Source organism: Deltaproteobacteria bacterium (assembly GCA_016210005.1).
Taxonomy (GTDB): Bacteria; Desulfobacterota; Binatia; order HRBIN30; family JACQVA1; genus JACQVA1.
Genome location: JACQVA010000249.1, coordinates 28,082 through 46,373, shown reverse-complemented (window position 1 = coordinate 46,373; position 18,292 = coordinate 28,082). Strand labels below are relative to the sequence as shown.

At 66.8% G+C, this 18,292-nt stretch carries 24 protein-coding genes and 1 tRNA gene; 16 read left to right on the top strand and 9 right to left on the bottom strand.

The window, feature by feature from the left end:
* A partial coding sequence (locus HY699_23455) for a hypothetical protein (GenBank protein MBI4518763.1) occupies positions 1-274 on the top strand: 274 nt, incomplete at its 5' end.
* Complete coding sequence (locus tag HY699_23450) at positions 271-462, top strand: hypothetical protein (GenBank protein ID MBI4518762.1); 192 nt, start codon at positions 271-273, stop codon at positions 460-462. The genes HY699_23455 and HY699_23450, both read left to right, overlap by 4 nt.
* A 14-nt stretch (positions 463-476) precedes the next feature.
* On the opposite strand, the gene HY699_23445 is transcribed toward HY699_23450, so the two are convergent.
* Positions 477-725: a hypothetical protein gene (locus tag HY699_23445; protein MBI4518761.1), complete on the bottom strand. Its 249-nt coding sequence runs from the start codon at positions 723-725 to the stop codon at positions 477-479.
* A 206-nt stretch (positions 726-931) separates the two neighbouring features.
* On the opposite strand from HY699_23445, the gene HY699_23440 reads away from it, so the two are divergent.
* Genes HY699_23440 through HY699_23425 form a run of 4 tightly spaced genes read left to right on the top strand, consistent with a single transcriptional unit; the run spans position 932 to position 2,906 of the window.
* Entirely contained in the window at positions 932-1,210 is a 279-nt protein-coding gene (locus HY699_23440; GenBank protein ID MBI4518760.1) for a hypothetical protein, read from the top strand.
* Positions 1,207-1,557: a hypothetical protein gene (locus HY699_23435; protein ID MBI4518759.1), complete on the top strand. Its 351-nt coding sequence runs from the start codon at positions 1,207-1,209 to the stop codon at positions 1,555-1,557. The genes HY699_23440 and HY699_23435 overlap by 4 nt, the downstream gene beginning before the upstream one ends.
* A 48-nt stretch (positions 1,558-1,605) precedes the next feature.
* The gene (locus HY699_23430; GenBank protein ID MBI4518758.1) at positions 1,606-1,779 is read left to right on the top strand and encodes a DNA-binding protein; all 174 of its coding nucleotides are present in this window, start codon (positions 1,606-1,608) and stop codon (positions 1,777-1,779) included.
* Positions 1,776-2,906, top strand: coding sequence for a tyrosine-type recombinase/integrase (locus tag HY699_23425; GenBank protein MBI4518757.1), 1,131 nt, complete (start codon positions 1,776-1,778; stop codon positions 2,904-2,906). The genes HY699_23430 and HY699_23425 overlap by 4 nt, the downstream gene beginning before the upstream one ends.
* Before the next feature lie 85 nt (positions 2,907-2,991).
* Here HY699_23425 and HY699_23420 read toward each other — a convergent pair.
* Positions 2,992-3,064: transfer RNA gene (locus tag HY699_23420), tRNA-Phe, on the bottom strand.
* A gap of 210 nt (positions 3,065-3,274) precedes the next feature.
* Here HY699_23420 and nrdR point away from each other — a divergent pair.
* The 7 genes from nrdR (at position 3,275) to HY699_23385 (ending at position 10,278) form a co-directional block, all read left to right on the top strand.
* Positions 3,275-3,769 (top strand): transcriptional repressor NrdR, encoded by a 495-nt coding sequence (gene nrdR, locus HY699_23415; protein MBI4518756.1) that lies wholly within the window; start codon positions 3,275-3,277, stop codon positions 3,767-3,769.
* Positions 3,770-3,804: 35 nt separating this feature from the next.
* Positions 3,805-4,905: a bifunctional diaminohydroxyphosphoribosylaminopyrimidine deaminase/5-amino-6-(5-phosphoribosylamino)uracil reductase RibD gene (gene ribD / locus HY699_23410; GenBank protein MBI4518755.1), complete on the top strand. Its 1,101-nt coding sequence runs from the start codon at positions 3,805-3,807 to the stop codon at positions 4,903-4,905.
* Positions 4,906-5,014: 109 nt separating this feature from the next.
* A complete protein-coding gene (ribA, locus tag HY699_23405; GenBank protein MBI4518754.1) occupies positions 5,015-6,226 on the top strand; it encodes a GTP cyclohydrolase II in 1,212 nt (403 codons plus the stop codon).
* A 7-nt stretch (positions 6,227-6,233) separates the two neighbouring features.
* A complete protein-coding gene (locus tag HY699_23400; GenBank protein ID MBI4518753.1) occupies positions 6,234-6,701 on the top strand; it encodes a 6,7-dimethyl-8-ribityllumazine synthase in 468 nt (155 codons plus the stop codon).
* Positions 6,702-6,722: 21 nt separating this feature from the next.
* The gene (nusB, locus tag HY699_23395) at positions 6,723-7,169 is read left to right on the top strand and encodes a transcription antitermination factor NusB (GenBank protein ID MBI4518752.1); all 447 of its coding nucleotides are present in this window, start codon (positions 6,723-6,725) and stop codon (positions 7,167-7,169) included.
* 19 nt (positions 7,170-7,188) lie between these two features.
* The gene (locus HY699_23390; GenBank protein ID MBI4518751.1) at positions 7,189-9,603 is read left to right on the top strand and encodes a leucine--tRNA ligase; all 2,415 of its coding nucleotides are present in this window, start codon (positions 7,189-7,191) and stop codon (positions 9,601-9,603) included.
* A 12-nt stretch (positions 9,604-9,615) separates the two neighbouring features.
* Positions 9,616-10,278: a hypothetical protein gene (locus HY699_23385; protein MBI4518750.1), complete on the top strand. Its 663-nt coding sequence runs from the start codon at positions 9,616-9,618 to the stop codon at positions 10,276-10,278.
* A gap of 83 nt (positions 10,279-10,361) precedes the next feature.
* On the opposite strand, the gene rpsT is transcribed toward HY699_23385, so the two are convergent.
* Positions 10,362-10,634, bottom strand: a complete 273-nt coding sequence (gene rpsT / locus HY699_23380; GenBank protein MBI4518749.1) for a 30S ribosomal protein S20 — start codon at positions 10,632-10,634, stop codon at positions 10,362-10,364.
* A 153-nt stretch (positions 10,635-10,787) separates the two neighbouring features.
* On the opposite strand from rpsT, the gene murJ reads away from it, so the two are divergent.
* Positions 10,788-12,443: a murein biosynthesis integral membrane protein MurJ gene (murJ, locus tag HY699_23375; protein MBI4518748.1), complete on the top strand. Its 1,656-nt coding sequence runs from the start codon at positions 10,788-10,790 to the stop codon at positions 12,441-12,443.
* Positions 12,444-12,489: 46 nt separating this feature from the next.
* On the opposite strand, the gene HY699_23370 is transcribed toward murJ, so the two are convergent.
* From HY699_23370 to HY699_23345, 6 genes are all read right to left on the bottom strand, one after another.
* Positions 12,490-12,753, bottom strand: a complete 264-nt coding sequence (locus tag HY699_23370; protein ID MBI4518747.1) for a MoaD/ThiS family protein — start codon at positions 12,751-12,753, stop codon at positions 12,490-12,492.
* A gap of 159 nt (positions 12,754-12,912) precedes the next feature.
* Positions 12,913-13,386, bottom strand: a complete 474-nt coding sequence (locus HY699_23365) for an SRPBCC family protein (protein ID MBI4518746.1) — start codon at positions 13,384-13,386, stop codon at positions 12,913-12,915.
* Between the two features lie 22 nt (positions 13,387-13,408).
* Positions 13,409-14,035: a TetR/AcrR family transcriptional regulator gene (locus HY699_23360; protein ID MBI4518745.1), complete on the bottom strand. Its 627-nt coding sequence runs from the start codon at positions 14,033-14,035 to the stop codon at positions 13,409-13,411.
* Positions 14,036-14,170: 135 nt separating this feature from the next.
* Entirely contained in the window at positions 14,171-14,857 is a 687-nt protein-coding gene (locus HY699_23355) for an enoyl-CoA hydratase/isomerase family protein (GenBank protein MBI4518744.1), read from the bottom strand.
* A gap of 30 nt (positions 14,858-14,887) precedes the next feature.
* A complete protein-coding gene (locus HY699_23350) occupies positions 14,888-15,418 on the bottom strand; it encodes a hypothetical protein (protein ID MBI4518743.1) in 531 nt (176 codons plus the stop codon).
* 35 nt (positions 15,419-15,453) lie between these two features.
* Positions 15,454-16,086, bottom strand: coding sequence for a TetR/AcrR family transcriptional regulator (locus HY699_23345; protein ID MBI4518742.1), 633 nt, complete (start codon positions 16,084-16,086; stop codon positions 15,454-15,456).
* 329 nt (positions 16,087-16,415) lie between these two features.
* On the opposite strand from HY699_23345, the gene HY699_23340 reads away from it, so the two are divergent.
* On the top strand, positions 16,416-17,114 hold the full coding sequence (locus tag HY699_23340; protein ID MBI4518741.1) for a TetR/AcrR family transcriptional regulator: 699 nt from the start codon (positions 16,416-16,418) through the stop codon (positions 17,112-17,114).
* Between the two features lie 13 nt (positions 17,115-17,127).
* Entirely contained in the window at positions 17,128-18,150 is a 1,023-nt protein-coding gene (locus HY699_23335; GenBank protein ID MBI4518740.1) for a class I SAM-dependent methyltransferase, read from the top strand.
* Positions 18,151-18,292: the final 142 nt, after the last annotated feature.

Sequence of the window (18,292 nt, the reverse complement as noted above, 5' to 3'; positions counted from 1 at the left end):
GTCGATTCCGGAACGTAACCGCGAACATTTTTCCACTACGTTCGACCCCGACACCGGCGAGCTGGTGGCCTTCAAGTTGGTTGGAACGGCCATCGGTGACGTGTGGGTGGTAGCCGACGACGACACCCTTGCCGACCATCCTGAGATTCTGCGGGCCGGGCTCCCGGTGATCTTCTTCGACGAAGTCGAGCGGCTCCGGGGCAAAACCGTGGCCGAGCTGCAAGCTATCGGGATGGTCAAGGCGACCTTCCCCACGTCTCGGGTGTTGCAATGACCGAGGCCTTCCCGACCTTCGCCGCGGCCGTCGCCAAGCGCCTCGAGGTGGGCGCCGTCACCTACGGCGACCGTAGCTTTCAGCAACCGCCCGGCGAGCTGACCGGCGAGATCGAGCAAGAGCTGCTCGTCGTGTGCGCCTGGGCGTTCATCCTCTGGTGCCGGGTGCGGGCGTTGCGGGCGCCATGAATAGGGCTACGTCTTCAGTACGTAATGCTGGTGCGGCGCCGGACCCACAGCACGCTCACGGTGCGGGTGTTCCAGGCGACGTCAAAGCGGATGCGATAGGCGCCGACTCGGCGGCGATACGTCCCGTCGCCCAAGTCCCGGATGTCCCCGCCGAAGGGCGCGCGCTTCATGGCATCGAGCGCGGCCCAGATTCGGTCAGCGTCCCTTGCCGGGAAGCGTCCGAGGCTTTTGAGTACGGGCTTTGGAACGTAGACGCGCCACATGCGCTTTCGCTTCTTCGAGAGTGTAATACTCGCCGCGAGCGAAGGCCGCGCGCGCTTCAGCGACGCCGCGAATCTCGGCCGCCGTTATCGGCTCATCGTCGAGCGGGATGCCCTGGCTGCGCGGCGAGGGTACCACTGGGCGCCGAACGGCAGATGTGCTGGCCATGTGCGCAGAATAGGAAACCCACGCCGAAGAGGCAAGCGTCATGAACGCCAAGCGCAAGGGCACCAGGAACGAGCATCGCAGCCGCCGGCTGCTCGAAACCGCCGGCTACTGCGTGACCCGTGCCGCTGGCAGTCTCGGCGCATGGGACTTGATCGGCGTGAGCGCCACCGACTTCGTGCTTGTGCAGTGCAAGAGCAACCGGGCGCCGTCACCGGCAGAGCGCGAGACCTTGGCCGGCTTCGCCTGCCCCTCGAACTGCAAGCGGCTGGTGCACGTCTGGCGTGATCGCCAGCGGTGGCCCGAGGTGCGGGAACTGTGAGCCTCACCGCCGTTCCAACCCTCGACGATTTAGCGGCGCATCCCGAGCGCGCGGCCGAGCTCCCCGTGGAGGTGCTGCAAGGGCTACTGTCCCGGTGTGTCAGTTTGCAGAGCGGACTGCTCGGAGCACTGATCACCGTATCGGCACGCAACGGACACCGGCCGGCGGAGCCGGACACGCTGCTTGACGTGACGGCCGCGGCGGCACGGCTCGGCGCATCGAAGGACTGGCTCTACCGTCACGCCAAGCAACTGCCCTTCCGCGTACCACAAGGTCGCCTGCTGCGCTTCAGCAGCCACGGCATCGCCCGATACATCCAAACCCGACAGGGCCGCCTATCCGTGTAGCCGTTCATATGTCTTGACAGCCGTCCGGGGCGAGCGTAGGATGTCCGCATGAAGACCAAGGAGCCTGCCGAAACGGTGAAATGCACGGTGAAGTTACCCGCCGACCTCTGGCGCGCGGCTCGCCACCGGGCACTCGACGAACGCCGCGACTTTCAAGACCTGGTTGCGGAAGCGCTCGAACTGTACTTGAAGCGTCCGCAGAAGGGAGGAACCAAACCATGAACGGCATGGGACGGATGTTTCAACGCGGCGCCGTGTGGTGGATAGCCTACTCGCACCGCGGCAAGGAATACCGGGAGAGCACGCACGCCACGGACAAGCAGGGCGAGAAACTCGCCAGCAAGCTGCTCAAGAAGCGGCTCGGCGAAATCGGCCGTGGCCGGCTGACCGGACCGCAAGAAGAGAAGGTCACGTTCGAGGAGTTGGCGGCGGACCTCGAGCGCGACTACGCCATCAACGGCAAGCGTTCAGCGCACACCCTGACCCAAAAGCTGAAGCATCTCCGAACCAGCTTCGCGTTGATGCGCGCGGTTGACCTGACCACGGACCGTATCCGGGCACACGTGACGGCACGCCAACAGGACGGCGCGGCAAATGCCACCATCAACCGAGAGCTGGCTGCATTGAAGCGGATGTTCTCGCTGGCCATCGAAGCCGGCCGCCTGTCGACCCGGCCGCATATCCCGATGCTGGAAGAGCACAATGCCCGACAAGGCTTCGTCGATCACGGCAGCTTCCTCGCCTTGCACGGCGCGCTGCCGGACCGACTCAAGGACCCGGTCGCGTTCCTGTACTTCTCCGGCTGGCGGATGAGCGAGATGCGGTCGCTCGAATGGCGCGACATCGACCTTACCGGCCGCGTGGTCCGCTTGCGACCGGAACGCTCGAAAAACAAGACGGGCCGGGTACTGCCGTTGAGCGGTGACCTGCTCGAAGTGATCGAGCGGGCCGCCACGGTTCGCCGGCTGGATTGCGTGCACGTCTTCCACGTCGACGGCAAGCCGATCGGCGCTTTCCGCAAGTCGTGGGCTCGTGCCTGCGTGGCCGCCGGGCTCGGCGCAATGGTGCCATCCGGCAAATTCACGCCGGCTGGCGAACCCGAGCTGATACACAAGGGACTCACGCCGCATGACCTGCGACGCTCTGCCGTCCGCAACATGGTGCGGGCCGGCATCCCGGAACGTGTCTGCATGGCGCTGTCCGGACACAAGACGCGCGCGATCTTCGACCGCTACAACATCGTGAGCGAAGCGGACCTCACGGCCGCCGCCGACAAGCTGCACACGCATCTCTCGCAGCAACCACCGGCGCGCGTGGTGCCTCTTGGGGCCGCGACACCGGCGCGCTGATGGCCTGTTCCCGAAATTTCTCGGACAAATCTCGGACAATTTCGACCTGGATGGCTATCCGTCTAGCCAAGTATGCGAAAAGAAGTGGGCAGGGAGTGAATCGAACACTCGACACAAGGATTTTCAGTCCTTTGCTCTACCGACTGAGCTACCTGCCCGCACCGGCTGGCGAGGGGGCATTCGTACCGAATGCACCCCAGCCGGTCAAGCGTGGCAGCAAGCGGTGGTGTTGACGGCCGCGGCGGACAGGAAGGACCTGGCCGCTGCGCCAGCCGTTTCCGAGCTTTCCTCCAGGCCCAGGCCGCGGCGCATTCTCCCTTCCCTTCATCGCGCCTTTTCGCTAAGCACGACCGGCCTTTAGAGCGCCCATGAAATGCCCGTTCTGCGCCGACCTGGAGAACCGGGTCATCGATTCGCGCCTGAGCAAGGACGGCGCGGTGATCCGCCGCCGCCGCGAGTGCGACAAGTGCCAGCGTCGCTTCACCACCTACGAGCGGGTGGAAGAAATGCTGCCGCTGGTGGTCAAACGCGACGGCAGCCGTGAGGAGTTCGATCGCAGCAAGATCGTCAACGGCCTCAAGCGCGCGTGCGAGAAGCGCCCGGTCGGCATCACGGTAATCGAGCAGATCGCCGATCGCATCGAGCGCAGTCTCTCGGAGCGCGGTGAGAAGGAAGTGCCGAGCACCGTCATCGGCGAGGCGGTGATGCGCGAGCTGCACAAACTCGATCAAGTGGCCTACGTGCGCTTTGCCTCGGTGTACCGCTCGTTCAAGGACGCCGGCGAGTTCATGCGCGAGCTACAAGATTTGATCAAGGAGCGCGCCGGCGGCCCGCCGCGCAAGCGCCGTTCGCGGGCAACGTAAGGCGAGCGACCGTGGCGCACGACGATGCCTATTTCATGCGCCAGGCACTGCGGCTGGCGCGCCGCGGGCTCGGGCGCACCAGTCCCAACCCTCCGGTGGGCGCGCTGGTGGTGCGCGGCGGCAGCGTCGTCGGCCGCGGCTTTCACGCGCGCGCGGGCCAAGCGCACGCGGAAGTGGTCGCGCTCCGGCAAGCGGCCGGGCGCGCACGCGGGGCCACACTGTACGTGACGCTGGAGCCCTGCGCCCACCTCGGCCGCACGCCGCCGTGCACCGAGGCGATCACGGCCGCGGGCATCGCGCGGGTCGTGTTTGGCGCGCGCGACCCCAACCCGCAAGTCGAGGGTGACGGCGCCGGTAGGCTGCGGCGCGCCGGCATCGCGGTGGTGGCCGGGGTGGCACAGGCGGACTGCGACGACTTGATCTCGGCCTTCCGTAAACACGTCACCACCGGTCTGCCCCTGGTGACGCTCAAACTCGCCGCCTCGCTCGATGGTCGGATCGCGACCTGCACGGGTGACTCGAAGTGGATCACCGGCGAGGCCGCCCGCGCCATCGCCCACCGCCTGCGCGATCAGCACGACGCCGTGCTGGTGGGAGTAGAGACGGTCATTCGCGATGATCCGGCGCTGACCTGCCGGTTGCCGGGCGGGCGCGATCCGCTGCGCGTCGTGCTCGACCGCCGGCTGCGGATTTCCGAAACCGCCCGGGTGCTGACAAACACAGGCCCAGCAGCTACTGTGGTGGCCACCGCGCTGGCCGGCGGGGCGAAATGGCGCCGGCTACAGGTGCGGGGGGTGCAACTGGTGCGAGTGCCGGCGGTGCGAGGTGGCGTCTCGCTCAGGCAGGTGTTGGCGTGGTTGGGGCGGGCCGGGGTGAGCGCGGTTCTAATCGAAGGAGGCGCGGCGGTGGCGGCCAGCGCGCTCAAGGCCAGATTGGTGGATCGTATGGTGTTGTTTTACGCTCCTAAGCTGATCGGCGGCGACGGCCGGCCGATGCTCGATGCGCTGGGCGTGCGTGCCATGCGCGAAGCGTGGGAGCTGGGGGCGGTGCGCGTGCGGCGGGTTGGCGCCGATTTCATGGTCACCGCCTGCCCACTGCCGCGGGATGGCAAGCGCCAGAGCAGAAGCTGGCGGTGACTGAGGTGTTTGGTGAACCTGAGACGAGAAGCGACAGCCAACGCCGGAGTGCTCATGGGCTGCGGCCCGCGCTTGTGCGGTGAGTTCTGTCGCTGAGGTGCAGCGAGCGATGACGTTCAGTTCCATTTCGGCGGCGCTGGAAGACGTCCGGCGCGGCCAGCCGGTGATCGTGGTCGCCGGCGAGGGCGACGAGGCTGACCTGTGCGTGGCGGCCGAGTTGATCACGCCCGAGAGCGTGAACTTCATGGCCACGCACGGGCGCGGCTTGGTGTGCGTTGGCCTGACCGCCGAGCGCATGCGCCAACTGGGCATCCCGCTGATGGTGCCGGATGCGCCGGCCGGCAAGGCGCGCCCGTTCGGTGTCTCGATCGAAGCGCGCCAAGGCGTCACCACCGGCATCTCCGCCAGTGATCGTGCAGCCACCATCAGGGTCACCGCGCGCGTGGATGCGGGGCCCGACGACCTCGTCATGCCCGGGCACATCTTCCCCATCCAGGTGCGCACCGGCGGGGTGCTGGTGCGGGCGGCGCTGCCGGAAGCAGCGGCGGACTTGGCGCGCCTGGCCGGTCTCCAGCCGGCGGCCGCGCTGTGCGCCGTCTTGTGCGACGACGGCACCTTGGCCCAGGCGGAAGACCTCGCCGCGCTGGCGCAGCTGTTCGAGCTCAAGATCGTTCACATCGTGGATCTGGTGGCCCACCGGCTGCGCACCGAATCGCTGGTGCATCGCGTCGCCGAGGCCCGCATCGAGGCCGCCGTCGGCGGGAGCTTTCGTGCCGTCGCCTATCGCAGCGACGTCGACCGCGACGAGCACATCGCGCTGGTGAAGGGAACGCTGCGCGCCACCGATCAAGTGTCGGTGCGGATTCACTCGCAGTGTCTGACGGGCGACGTCTTCGGCTCCGAGCGCTGCGACTGCGGCGATCAGCTCAAGAAGGCGATGGAAATGATCGCCGCGGCCGGCAAGGGCGTGCTGGTTTACATGGATCAGGAGGGCCGCGGCATCGGCCTGGCCAACAAGATCCGCGCCTATGCCCTGCAAGACCAGGGGCGCGACACGGTCGAGGCGAATCTGGAGTTGGGCTTCAAGGACGACAGCCGCGATTACGGCATCGCCGCACAAATCCTGCGTGACCTCGGCGTGCACCGCGTCGGCCTGATCACCAACAACCCCAAGAAGCTGCACGGCCTGCGCGCCTACGGCATCGATGTGGTGGAGCGGATGCCGATCGAGATCCCGCCGCATCCGGGCAACGTTCGCTACCTGCGCACCAAGCAGGAGAAGCTCGGCCACCTATTGAGCGATTTCCACGTGCTAACCTAGGTGAGTCATGCCACAGATCTTCGAAGGAAAACTCGCCGGGCGCGGCTTGCGCTTCGGCATCGCGGTGTCGCGGTTCAATCATGCGGTCACCGATCGCCTGCTCGAGGGTGCGGTCAAGACTCTGCTCGAACACGGTGCCGCCGACGACGACATCGAGGTCGTGCACGTGCCGGGAGCATTCGAGTTGCCGCTGGCAGCGCAGCTGCTGGCTGCCGGCGGGCGGGTCGACGGCATCATCTGCCTGGGCGCCATCATCAAGGGAGAAACCATGCACAACGAGGTGCTGGCCTACGCCGTCGGGACGACGCTGAGCGAGTTGGCGGTGCGCCACGAACTGCCGGTGGCCTTCGGGGTGCTGACCACCGACACGCTCGAGCAAGCGTTGGCCCGCGCCGGCGGCCGGGGCGCCAACAAAGGCGCCGAGGCGGCGTTGAGCGCGCTCGAACTGGCCAACCTCAAACGGGCACGCGTGTGAGCGGGCAGTCACGGTTGCGGCATGGGATTGCGGCGTAAGGGACGGGAGCTGGCGCTCCAGGCACTGTACCAGCTGGAAGTTACCGCCGAGCGCTCTGACGGCGCGCTGCAAACCTTCTGGGACAATTTCGAGGCCGGCGAAGGGGTCAAGGAATTCGCCCGCGCTTTGGTGGCTGGCGTCGCCGACCGCCGCGCCGACATCGACGCCTTGATCGCCAAGGCGTGCGAGAACTGGCGGATGGATCGGCTCTCGAAAGTGGACCTGAGCGCGCTGCGGCTCGCTACTTACGAACTGTTGGGCATGCCCGAGACGCCGGTCAACGTGGTCATCAACGAAGCGATCGAGATCGTGCGCCGATACGGCGCGGGCGAATCTACCGCCTTCGTCAACGGCGTCCTTGATCGGATTGCAGCGGAACTGGGAGTGAAGCCGGCGGCTAAGGACTGCGGGCCGGCGACCGATCAGTAAGTGGCGAGCGAGAGGGGCGATGGACGAGCGTTACGACCCGGGGCTGATCGAGGCCAAGTGGCAGCAGCGGTGGGAGAGTCGCGGTACTCACCGGGTCGATCTGTGCGCGGCCGCCCGGCCCTATTACACCTTGATGATGTTTCCCTACCCCTCGGCCGAGGGCCTGCACGTCGGCCATGCCTTCGCCTTTCCCGGTGTCGACATCTTCGGGCGCTTTCGCCGCTTGCAGGGCTACGACGTCTTCGAGCCCATGGGCTTCGACGCCTTCGGCATTCACTCGGAGAACTACGCGCTGAAAGTGGGCGCCAACCCGGCGCAGCTGATTCCACGCACCATCGGCAACTTCGGCCGCCAGCTGCGCCGCTTGGGCTTGATGCTCGACTGGGAGCACGCCGTCGATACCACTTCGCCACAATACTATCGCTGGACCCAGTGGATCTTCCTCCAGCTCTACAAGCACGGCTTGGCGGTGCGCAAGCAAGCGCCGGTGAACTGGTGCCCAGCGTGCCAGACCGTGCTCGCCAACGAGCAGGTCATCGACGGCAACTGCGAACGCCACGGCGATACCAAGGTCGAGCAGCGCTACCTGGAGCAGTGGTTCTTCACCATCACCAAGTTCGCGCAGCGGCTGCTCGACAACCTCGACCGGATCGACTGGTCGGAGACTACCAAGACCGCACAGCGCAACTGGATCGGCCGCTCCGACGGCGCCGAGATAGATTTCCCGCTGGCCGATGATCGCTCGCGGGCTCTGCGTGTATTCACTACCAGACCGGATACGGTGTTCGGCGCAACCTACATGGTGGTGGCGCCGGAGCATCCGTGGGTGAGCGAACTGACGGTAGCCGCGCGACGGGCCGCAGTCGAGGACTACTGCGAGCGGGTGGCCAAGATGGATGTAGTGTCGCGCCGCGCGGTGAAAGAGAAGACCGGTGTCGCCACCGGCGCCTACGCCATCAACCCCGCCACCGGTGCGCGCATCCCGATTTGGATCGCGGACTACGTCCTGGCCGAGTACGGCACCGGCGCGATCATGGCGGTGCCGGCGCACGACCAGCGCGACTTCGAGTTCGCGCAGGTGCTGGGCTTGCCGATCGTACGCGTGATCGCCGCGCCTGGTGAGGCTCCGGACACACCGCTGGCCCAGGCCTACACCGGCGAAGGCCAACTGGTAAACAGCGGCGAATTCAACGGCGTGTTTTCGCTGGCGGCGAAGTCGGCGATTACTCAATGGCTGGCCCAGCGCGGCCAAGGTGCGGCCCGCGTTGAGTATCGCCTGCACGACTGGTGCGTATCGCGCCAGCGCTACTGGGGGCCGCCGATCCCAATCATTTACTGCGATGCCTGCGGCATCGTGCCGGTGCCGGAGCAGGACTTGCCGGTGCGCTTGCCCGCGGTCGAGGATTTCCAGCCCGATGCTAGCGGGGTGGCGCCACTGGCGCGGGTGGAGTCGTTCTATCGCGTGCCCTGCCCGCAGTGCGGCCGGCCGGCGCGCCGAGAGACCGATGTCTCCGACACCTTCCTCGACTCGGCCTGGTACTTCCTGCGCTACCCGTCGGCGGACCGCGACGACGTCGCCTTCGATCCCGAGCTGACCAAGAAGTGGCTGCCGGTCGACATGTACATCGGCGGCAACGAGCACGCGGTGCTGCATCTGTTGTACGCGCGCTTTCTGACCATGGCGCTGCACTCGCTCGGACTGCTGCCGTTCGAGGAGCCGTTCAAGAAGTTTCGCGCCCATGGCCTGATCATCAAAGACGGCGCGAAGATGTCGAAGTCGCGCGGCAACGTGGTCAATCCTGATCTCTACCTCGAACAGCACGGCGCCGACGTGTTCCGGCTCTACATGATGTTCCTCGGGCCGTATCAGGAAGGCGGCGATTTTCGCGACGAAGGTATCGCGGGGGTGCGCCGCTTCCTCGAGGGCGTCTGGCGCATGGTGCGCGAGCACGAGCCCGAGCGGCAGATGCCGGAGGCCTTGCTGCGCGCCTGCCACAAGACCATCCGCAAGGTCAGTGAGGATATCGAGGCGCTGCGCTACAACACCGCGATCGCGGCCCTCATGAGCCTGCTCAACGAAGTCCGCCGCCACGGCCCGGCCGACGGTTTTGTCTGCGAGGCGATGGTGTTGATGGTCGCACCGTTCGCCCCGCACCTCGCCGAGGAGCTGTGGGAAGGCTTGGGCCACGCGGACAGCATCTTCAACTCCCGCTGGCCGCAGTGGGACGAGGCGCTCACGCGCGATGAATTGATCGAGCTGGCGGTGCAGGTGAACGGCAAAGTGCGCGGGCGCGTGACGGTGGCGGCCGATGCGGCCGACGATGACGTGCTGGCGGCCGCGCTGGCCGACGCCGGCGTACGGGCCGCCGTCGGCGAGAAGCCGATCAAACGCCGCGTGGTGGTGCCGGGACGCCTGGTGAGTGTGGTCGTGTAACGGTTGGCGCAAATGGCGGAGCAGGGGGCGGAAATGAGCGAGGGGAAATCGCCCGCGGCGCTGTCGGTGACTGGGCGTCGGCCGGGCGCCACCGCCGGACTTGCCGCCTGGCTGCTTCTCGTCCTGCTGCTTGCCGGCTGCGGTTATCACCTAGCCGGCACCAGCACCTCGCTGCCGGCCGACGTGCAAGCGGTCAGCGTCGGCAAGCTGGAGAATCGCTCGCGCGAGTTCGGCCTCGACCAGCGGCTGGCGTTCGCCTTCGAGCAGGAGTTCTTGCGCCGCGGACAGGTGCGTGTGGTCACTGATCCGGCTGGTGGTGATGCGATTCTGACGGGAACGATTCGGCATTTCGAGACCATGCCGATATCGTTCGATGCCAACGACGAGGCGTTGCAGTATCAAGCCACCTTGGTGCTCGATCTCAGTCTGCGCCGGCATCGCGATGGCCAGGTGCTCTGGGAAGTGCGCGGCTTGCGGGCGGTCGAAGAGTTCAGCGCTTCGGCCTTGGTGGTGATCACCAGCTCCAGCCAGTTTCAGCGCGGCCAGCTCGATGCCGCGAACCTCGACCAGCTCAGCAACATTCAGCTCGCCGAGACCGAGAAGCGCCTCGCCATCGAGCGCCTGCTCCAGGCCGCCGTGCGTGACGCTTACGATCAAATTGTCGAGGGTTTCTAGCGCGCGAGAGCGCGCCGCTCTGACGCTCGCGCGCGAGCGCGGCGAAAGGCGGACCTCGAAGGGCGAACGGTGGTCGCCCAGGCTCAGCTGGCTTTGAGGGCGGCGACCTGCTTGCTCAGGTGTGAAATGCGGCGCGAAGCGCTGTTGCGGTGCAACACGCCCTTCGAGACGGCTTTGGTCAGGGTCTTGACGGCGTCGCGCAACTGGGCCTCGGCGTTCTCCACGCTCTTGTTTGCAATCGCCTCGCGGGTGGTACGCAGGATGTGACGCACGCGGGTGCGGATGGCAACGTTGCGGGTCTGGCGCTTCAGGTTCTGGCGGTGACGCTTGACGGCGGACTTGTGACGTGTGGCCAAATCGGTAACTCCTCTCGCATTAGCGGCGAATCGTGTACCACAGGGTCCGGGGAGGGGCAAGCCGGTGGCATTTGCGCCGCCGCTGTGTCAGGGAGCCACTATGCCAATGCGTCGGCGGCTGCGCGCCGAGGGCTGATCTTGCCGAAGTTGCCGATGGGCTCGCTGATTAGTGAGAATCGCCGCATTGCTCGCGCCGCGGGGGTGGTGAGTGGCTTGACCCTGGTCAGCCGCATCGGCGGCCTGATTCGAGATGCGGTGGTCGGCTACTATCTCGGCACCGGTTTGGCCGCGGATGCCTTCTTCGTCGCGTTTCGCCTGCCCAACTTGCTGCGCCGTTTCGTTGCGGAAGGGGCGATGGGCGTCGCCTTCATTCCGGTCTTGAGCGACTACCTGACCAGGCTCGGCGAGCGCGAGGCGGTCAAAGCGGCGCGCGCGCTGGCCACCGTGATGGCGCTGGTGCTGGCAGCGCTGACGCTGGCGGGCATGGTGCTCGCGCCGGCGCTCACGGGGCTGTTTGCGCCGGGGTTCGCTGCGGTGGCGGGCAAGTTCGAGCTGACGGTGTCGCTGACGCGCTGGGTCTTTCCCTACTTGTTTTTCATCGGACTGATGGCGCTGTTCGGCGGGCTGCTCAACGCCTACCGGCACTTCACTGCGCCGGCGCTGTCGCCGATCTTGCTCAACCTGGTGATGATTGTCGCGGCGCTGCTGCTGTGCCCGCGCCTGTCGCAACCGGCATATGGTCTCGCCTTCGGGGCCTTGGCCGGCGGCGCGCTGCAGATGCTGGCGCAGTTGCCGCCGCTGGTGCGGCGCGGCGTGCGACTGTGGCCGCGCTGGGAGCCGGAGCACCCAGCGGTGCGGCGGGTGCTGTGGCTGATGGCGCCGACCCTGATCGGCTCGGCGGCGTACCAGCTCAACGTGCTGGCTAGCACCATCTTGGCCTCGCTACTGCCCGGCGGCAGTGTTTCGTACCTGTGGTACGCCGACCGCGTGTTCGAGTTTCCGCTCGGCCTGTTCGCGGTGGCGCTGGGAACCGCGGCGTTACCGAGCTTTTCCACGCAAGCGGCGCGCGGCGCTTACGGCGAGTTGTCGGACAGCGTGAGCTTCGCTATTCGACTAACCAATTTCATTGCCCTACCAGCCTCGGTCGGGCTGATTTGTCTGGCACAGCCGATCACGGCGGTGCTGTTTCAAAGGGGGGCGTTCGGGGGGCGCGAGGTCGAGCTGACGGCCCAGGCGCTGGCGGCGTTCGCCGTCGGCTTGTGGCCGGTCTCACTAGTGCGCGTGCTCGTGCCCGCGTTCTATGCCCTCAACGACACCCGTACGCCGGTGGTCGTCGCGCTGATCACGTTCGCAGTCAACGGCTGCTGCAGCCTGATGCTGATGGGTGCGGTAGCGCCGACCGGCGAGTCCGTGGCCGCCGACGTGATCGCGGCGGCCAGCCGCTGGCTGGCGATCGCCGACCTGCGCCACGCGGGGCTGGCGCTGGCGACTTCCGCGGCGGCGACGGTGAACATGGTGCTGCTGTTGGGCGCGCTGCGCTGGCGGTTGCCCAGTTTGCGCGCCGGCCCGTTGGCGTTGTCGCTTGGCCGCGACCTGGTGGCGTCAGCCGCCATAGTGTGGCCGGTGAATTGGATGGCCGGCGGCGGCGACTGGGGCGCGCCGGGGCAGCTGGCGCCGCAGCTGGCACTGCTGCTCGCTGCGGTGGCCGCTGGGATGGCTGCCTACGGCCTCGCCGCCGTGGTTCTGGGCGGCGCGGACGCGCGGCGGCTGTTACACGTATTGCGCCAACGGCTGCCGGGAGCAGGCTGAAACCGCGCGAGGGGCCGGTCCCATGAGCGGCGGGCGAACTTAGGGTTCACCCGCCGGCAGCGGCCTTGAGGAATGCTACCGTGTCGCCGTCGGCGAGCGGCGTGCTCATGCCGTTGCGGTGGTTGATCAGCACGCCGTTGATCGACACGGCCGCAACGCGCGTGAGCTTCTCGAACTCCGCGCCGCGCTCGCCAAACTTCTCGCGCGTCATCCGGACCACGTCCCGCGCCGTGCGCGCACCCTCGACCTCGAACCGGCTCGTGCCCAGTGCCTTGCTCATGTCGTACGTGACTTCAACCGTGATGCTCATTGCGGCCTCCGGAGGAGCTTCTTACAACGGATTGAACGGATTGAACAGATTCCAGACCCGATCCGAGGGCATGCCCGCGCTTTCTCTTGTGCCGCTCGTCTTTCAAGCCGGTTCCATCACCCAAGTCCCTAATCCGTTCAATCCGCTCACCCCGGCGACTCACGCCGCCACGCGTGTCCGATCGACCAGCGGCACCAGCCGCCGCAAGGCCTCGACCGATTCGCTTTCCATCTTGGCGTGGAAGTACAGCCGATCGAGTAACCAGAGGTGCCGCGGCAATTCATAGTCGAAGCAGCGGAACAGGCGCGTGCCACCTCTTTCCGCCTCGAGGGCATACTCCACCCGCACCTTTGCCCGAGAGAGCAAGGGCACCGCAATCTCGGTGCTGGCGATAGCCCAGCGTACCGGGGTCTCGCAGGCGACAACGCGCCATGAAATGTGCCCTTCAAAGAAACCCGCCGTGCGCATGGCCTCGGTGCACTCATCGCCCAGCTGTGCCGGTCGCAGCGTCTGCCCGCTGACCGCGTGCGTGGCCGGGTGCCACTGCGGCCAACAACCGGTGGTCGTGATCAACTCGAAGACCTCGACAAGCGGCCGTTGGAAGACGGCTTCGTGATGCAATGCCTGTGACATGATTCACCTCCGTTGCTTGCTGTTAGACTCGTCCCGATTTCACGCGCCGGCGCCCTCCGGTGATCTGGCGGAGCGCGTAGGCGCAGGTGTCGAGCAAGAGTGCTTCGGTCTGCTTGGGCAGCGGAATACCGCTTTCGAGGTCGGGCTTCAGCGCGGCCGTGGGCAAGTCCACCAAGGCAAAGCGGACGCTGCGCAGCTGAGCCGGCCCGCTCCGTCCGCGCAAGCGGGAAGCGTAACGGCGCAGACTCTCGTGCGCTTGCGCGGTAAGTACTTGCGCCCGACGCCGGTGGCTCTTTGACCAGCGCTCGGCGGCAAAGTCCTCCCGGCGGTGCACGAGCATGAGCCGCGCCTCGCGCGGATGGCGCCGAACCCAGTCGCAGGTGAAACGGACAGCCGCGAGTCCCGCCGCCACCGGATCATCGCCGGCGAGCGCCGCCAGGAACTGCTCCTGGAAGGCTTCCACCAGCTCGAGCCACACGGTGGCGAGAATTTCGTCGCGCGAGGCGTAGCGGTGATAGATCGAGCCCACCGGAGCGCCGGTGCGGGCGGCAACGGCGGCGATGGTGAGCTTGTGCGGGCCGACCTCGGCCGACAGCTGCTTGGCGCTCTCCAGGATGCTGGCCTCGACGTGGCGTGAGGGCCGTCCCATGAATATGCGAATACACGTTCTAGAATGCTCAGTCAATAACGGACGTGCCCTCCCGGCTCTCGGCTCGCGGGACACGGGCGGTGGCGGCGCGAAGACGCGGCGACGCGGCTAGCCGCCAAGACTGCCGGGAAGGGGTCAGAGATCGAGCGTGGTGCGAAAGCCGATGGCGGCGCGGCGGATGATCTTCGCCTTCGTTCGTTTGAGGATATCTCGCGGGGTGCGGACAATCTGTGCCGCCCAGCGCCGGGTCTGAGCCTCTAATTCCTCGGCCGGCACCACTGCCGACACCAGGCGGAGCGCGAGCGCTTCGGCGGCGCCGACGCTCCGGCCGGTCAGGCACAGCTCCCGCGCCAGCGCGCCGCCGACCAGGTCGTGCAGCGGCGAGTAGACGACGTCGCCGAAGGTGATCTCGGGATGGGCGAAGGTGGCGGTCTCGGCTGCGATTCGCAGATCGCAGAGCACCGCGAGGTCGAACCCACCAGCGAGCGCAGGCCCGTTGACGGCGGCGATGGTCGGCAGCGGAAACTCGAGCAGCGCCCGGTGGAAGCGGTCGCTGGAGTCCCACAGTTGCTTGGCGAACTCGGGCTCGGTGACGCGGGCGAATTCCTTGAGATCGAAACCGGCGGAAAAGACGGTGCCGCTGCCGGTGACGACGACCACCTTGACGGAGTCCATGCCGGCGAGACCGGCCAAGGCATCGCTCACCTCGTCGCGCAATGCGATCGAGAGCGCGTTCTTCTTGTCGGGACGATTGAGGGTAAGCGTGACGACGCCGCCATCGGCTTCCGCGAGGCGAATGAACTCGTACTTGGGTCGATCCATCTTTCCGGCTCCTGAACGGTAAGGGTCGGGCTACGGCAGGGAAAACTGGAACTTGAAATCACGAAAGCAGCGGCCCTCGCTGTGCATCATGCAGCCGGACACCTGCGGCGTAACGGTGTAGTTGAGCCCGAGCCCTTCGGCCCAGCCCTCCATGCGCTCGAAGATGCCGCACTGATATTGATCGGCGACGCCGAGCTTCTGGACGCCGTCGTAAGCGAAGCAGCGCGGCATGTCCCAGTGGAGGGTGTTCTCGGCCGAGACGCGCCAGCTGAACCCCATGAAGTCGGCTTTCATCAAGTCGAAGGCCGCGTGCATCAGATCAACGAGCTGCGGGAAGGTTTCGACCCTTTCGATGCCGACCGCCTTCTTGATTCGTTTGATCTCGATCTGTGCCATCGAGCGCACCGCCGCCTTGTTGATCTTGTTAGTCGTCTCCATGCCGCATGCCTGGGCGCAGTGGAAAAACCACATGGCGTCGTGCGTCATCCAGCAGCGCAAGAGCAGCGATTCCCGCTCCGCCTGGGCGCTCACTCTGAGTGGTGGATCTTGGCGTTGGCTCATTGGCGTCTCCTGGGTTGCTGTTGCGTGGCAGTCGGTCAGTGGCGCTGGCGACGGCCAGAGTGGCTGCTCGAGGCGGCGCGGCGGCGGTGCGGCGCGCTGGAGCCACGGGGCGCTGCCTGTACTGACTCCAGGTAGAGGCGGCCCCAGTTCTCGACCTTGCTGCGGTCGAGTTCGTGGTCGCGGCCGAGCAGGTGGATGAGATCGAAGGTCAGGCCGATGGCCATGAAGTGCCAGGCGGCGACACGCGCGTCGAGATCGCGGCGCACCAAGCCCTGGGCCTTGCCGGCCTCGAGATTGCGCTCCAGGAAATCGACCGCCGCGGTGAAGTTGCCGGCGAGCGCGGCGCGGACCTGGCGGTCGCCGACCTCGCCGAGGGCCTGGAACCACAGCCGCATGACGGGCGAGCGCTCGAGCACGCGGTCGTAGTAAGCCAGGCCGAGGGTCCAGATGAGGTCGAGCGGATCGGCCGCTTCTTGGGCCAGCCGCTGCCAGATGTGCAACAGGCGCGGGCCCGCGTCCTTGAGCGTGGACAGGTACAGCTGCTTCTTGCTGGGAAAGTAGCGGTAGAGGGCGGGGGCGGACACTCCGGCGGCGCGGGCCACCTTGGCGGTGTTGGCGTTGGTGTAGCTGGAGCCGGCGAACACCGCGCGGGCGCCTTCGAGGATCAAGCGCTTGCGTTCGTGGGCGGCTCGTTTGGGGGCACGCGTGACCATGCAGCAATAGTGAAGCCGCATTCACTATTGCCGCGGCCCAAGGGGAGTGTCAAGCGGGGCGCACGGGCAGCGACGGTCGCCCGGCAGCGGTTCCTTTGGGGTGCAGCCGATTAGGCGGATTCAACGGATTGCGACTGCGCGCGCGGGTGCCTCTTGTCCTTCGCATCGGTTGAATCGGCTGACTGCGTCGGTGAGCTTGCCGTTGGCGCCCTCGGCTGCCCAGGCCGGCGATTCGGTCCCGAGGGGGGCTTGCGCGAGAAAAATGAACATGCTTATAAATGAACATGTTCATTGTGGAGACCGGGGAGAGCCCGACCCGAGCCGCGCCCGTGGGGCTGCGTGAGCGCAACAAGCAGGACAAGCTCGCCCGCATCAAGCGCGCGGCGCGCGAGCTTTTCGCCAAGAAGGGCTTCGAGGGCGCGACGGCGCGCGCGATCTGCCGGCGGGCGGGTATCGCCACCGGCACGCTCTTCCTCTACGCCCGCGACAAGCGCGAGCTGCTGTTCCTCGTCTTCCGCGACGAGGTGCATGAAATCCTGCGCCAGCGGACGGCGCGCACTTGCACCACCCTGCCCTTGGCCGACGCCCTGATGCATCTGTTCCGAGGCTTTCTCGACTTCTACGCGCGCAGCCCTGAACTCTCGCGGGTGATCGCCGGCGAGTTCTTCTATCGCACCCAGCAGCCGGCAGCGATGAACGCGCTCACCGAGGACTACCTCGCCGCGATCGCCGCGCTGGTTGAGCGCGGGCGCGCCGGCGGCGAATTGCGCACGGACGTGGCGGTGCCCGATCAGGTGAACGCTTTCTTCGCGCACTACGCCTTCCACGCGCAGGCCTGGCTGGCGGACGCCGTGGTCGATCGCCAACAGGTCGATCGCTCCCTGCGCCGCGCGCTGGAACTGCAGATTGAAGGGCTGGCGCCACCAGCTGTGGGCAGCGGCTCACGCCAACGCACGCATCAACTCGGCCGTCGCGGCCGGTGAGGAGAGGAGAGCAATGAAAGCGCGAACCGCAATCGCAGTCCTGCGTCGAGGTCAACTGCTCGTCTTGTTGCGCGCCATGCGCTTGATGACGCCTTTCTACCGTTTGGTGTGGCTGGTGGCTGCGTTTCGCGCCGGCTTGCTGGCGCGCTTGGGCGGCGCCGGCGCCGTGCCTTTCGACCAGCTGGCCGGCGAGATGGTCCACGATGCCGGCGACCACGACTGGCTGCGCAAGTGGCTCGAACTGGGCGTACGGCTCGGCGAGCTCCGCAGCGACAACGATCGCTACGCTCTCGCAGGCTTCATGGCGCGCAGCCTGGCGCAGCCTAAGAACGATGCGATCGTCGCCATCCTCGAGGAGGTGGCCACGCTCCATCACACCCTGGTCATCGAGACCCCGCGGCGGCTGGCGCGCGGCCAGCGCTTCGCATTGGCGGACCAGGACGGCATTCTGATCGCTCGTTCCTCGCCGCTGGTTCGGCCTTTCGTACACGAGGCGATCGATGAAGTGGTGCCACACCGCGGCGCCCTCAAGGTCCTCGAAGTGGGAGCCGGCTCCGGCACCTACATTCGTTACGCCGCCGAGCGCAACCCCGACCTCACGGCCATCGGTCTAGAGCTTCAGCCGGAGGTCGCGGACTTCGCCAACGCCAATCTGCGCCAATGGCAGCTCGCCGACCGAGCTCGCGTCGACAAGGGAGACGTACGCGAGCGAGCCCCCGAGGCGATCTTCGACCTCGTCACCTTCCACAACAACATCTACTACTTCCCGGTCGGCGAGCGGGTGGCGTTGCTGCGCCACGCGCGCGCGTTCCTGAAACCCGGCGGCAAGCTGCTGCTCACCACCACGTGCAGCGGCGGCGGACCGGCCGCCGTCGGTCTCGACATCTGGAGCGCCGGCACCGAGCGCTGCGGGCGTCTGCCCGCGCCCCAGGAACTGGTCGCCCAGATGCGCGAGGCCGGCTTCGTCGAGGCGCGCAGCCGCAGCCTGGTGCCGGGCGACAGCTTCCACGCCTTCTTCGCCACCAAGCCGAAGTGAAGCGTATGCACACCACCTCGGCTGCTAGGCTGACAACGGCTTGGACGGATTACGAAGGCTTCGGTTGAGTTCCAGTGATGGTCGGCACCGCTTCATGCCGACGGCAACCAGCATGGATCGAGTGTCAAAAGTTTGCAGGGCA

Bases quoted from the DNA above. Each gene is read 5' to 3' on its own strand.
- HY699_23450 (MBI4518762.1), top strand. From the start codon at position 271: ATGACCGAGGCCTTCCCGACCTTCGCCGCGGCCGTCGCCAAGCGCCTC.
- HY699_23445 (MBI4518761.1), bottom strand. From the start codon at position 725: ATGTGGCGCGTCTACGTTCCAAAGCCCGTACTCAAAAGCCTCGGACGC.
- HY699_23440 (MBI4518760.1), top strand. From the start codon at position 932: ATGAACGCCAAGCGCAAGGGCACCAGGAACGAGCATCGCAGCCGCCGG.
- HY699_23430 (MBI4518758.1), top strand. From the start codon at position 1,606: ATGAAGACCAAGGAGCCTGCCGAAACGGTGAAATGCACGGTGAAGTTA.
- HY699_23425 (MBI4518757.1), top strand. From the start codon at position 1,776: ATGAACGGCATGGGACGGATGTTTCAACGCGGCGCCGTGTGGTGGATA.
- nrdR (MBI4518756.1), top strand. From the start codon at position 3,275: ATGAAATGCCCGTTCTGCGCCGACCTGGAGAACCGGGTCATCGATTCG.
- ribD (MBI4518755.1), top strand. From the start codon at position 3,805: ATGCGCCAGGCACTGCGGCTGGCGCGCCGCGGGCTCGGGCGCACCAGT.
- ribA (MBI4518754.1), top strand. From the start codon at position 5,015: ATGACGTTCAGTTCCATTTCGGCGGCGCTGGAAGACGTCCGGCGCGGC.
- HY699_23400 (MBI4518753.1), top strand. From the start codon at position 6,234: ATGCCACAGATCTTCGAAGGAAAACTCGCCGGGCGCGGCTTGCGCTTC.
- nusB (MBI4518752.1), top strand. From the start codon at position 6,723: ATGGGATTGCGGCGTAAGGGACGGGAGCTGGCGCTCCAGGCACTGTAC.
- HY699_23390 (MBI4518751.1), top strand. From the start codon at position 7,189: ATGGACGAGCGTTACGACCCGGGGCTGATCGAGGCCAAGTGGCAGCAG.
- HY699_23385 (MBI4518750.1), top strand. From the start codon at position 9,616: ATGGCGGAGCAGGGGGCGGAAATGAGCGAGGGGAAATCGCCCGCGGCG.
- murJ (MBI4518748.1), top strand. From the start codon at position 10,788: ATGGGCTCGCTGATTAGTGAGAATCGCCGCATTGCTCGCGCCGCGGGG.
- HY699_23370 (MBI4518747.1), bottom strand. From the start codon at position 12,753: ATGAGCATCACGGTTGAAGTCACGTACGACATGAGCAAGGCACTGGGC.
- HY699_23365 (MBI4518746.1), bottom strand. From the start codon at position 13,386: ATGTCACAGGCATTGCATCACGAAGCCGTCTTCCAACGGCCGCTTGTC.
- HY699_23360 (MBI4518745.1), bottom strand. From the start codon at position 14,035: ATGGGACGGCCCTCACGCCACGTCGAGGCCAGCATCCTGGAGAGCGCC.
- HY699_23355 (MBI4518744.1), bottom strand. From the start codon at position 14,857: ATGGATCGACCCAAGTACGAGTTCATTCGCCTCGCGGAAGCCGATGGC.
- HY699_23350 (MBI4518743.1), bottom strand. From the start codon at position 15,418: ATGAGCCAACGCCAAGATCCACCACTCAGAGTGAGCGCCCAGGCGGAG.
- HY699_23340 (MBI4518741.1), top strand. From the start codon at position 16,416: ATGTTCATTGTGGAGACCGGGGAGAGCCCGACCCGAGCCGCGCCCGTG.
- HY699_23335 (MBI4518740.1), top strand. From the start codon at position 17,128: ATGAAAGCGCGAACCGCAATCGCAGTCCTGCGTCGAGGTCAACTGCTC.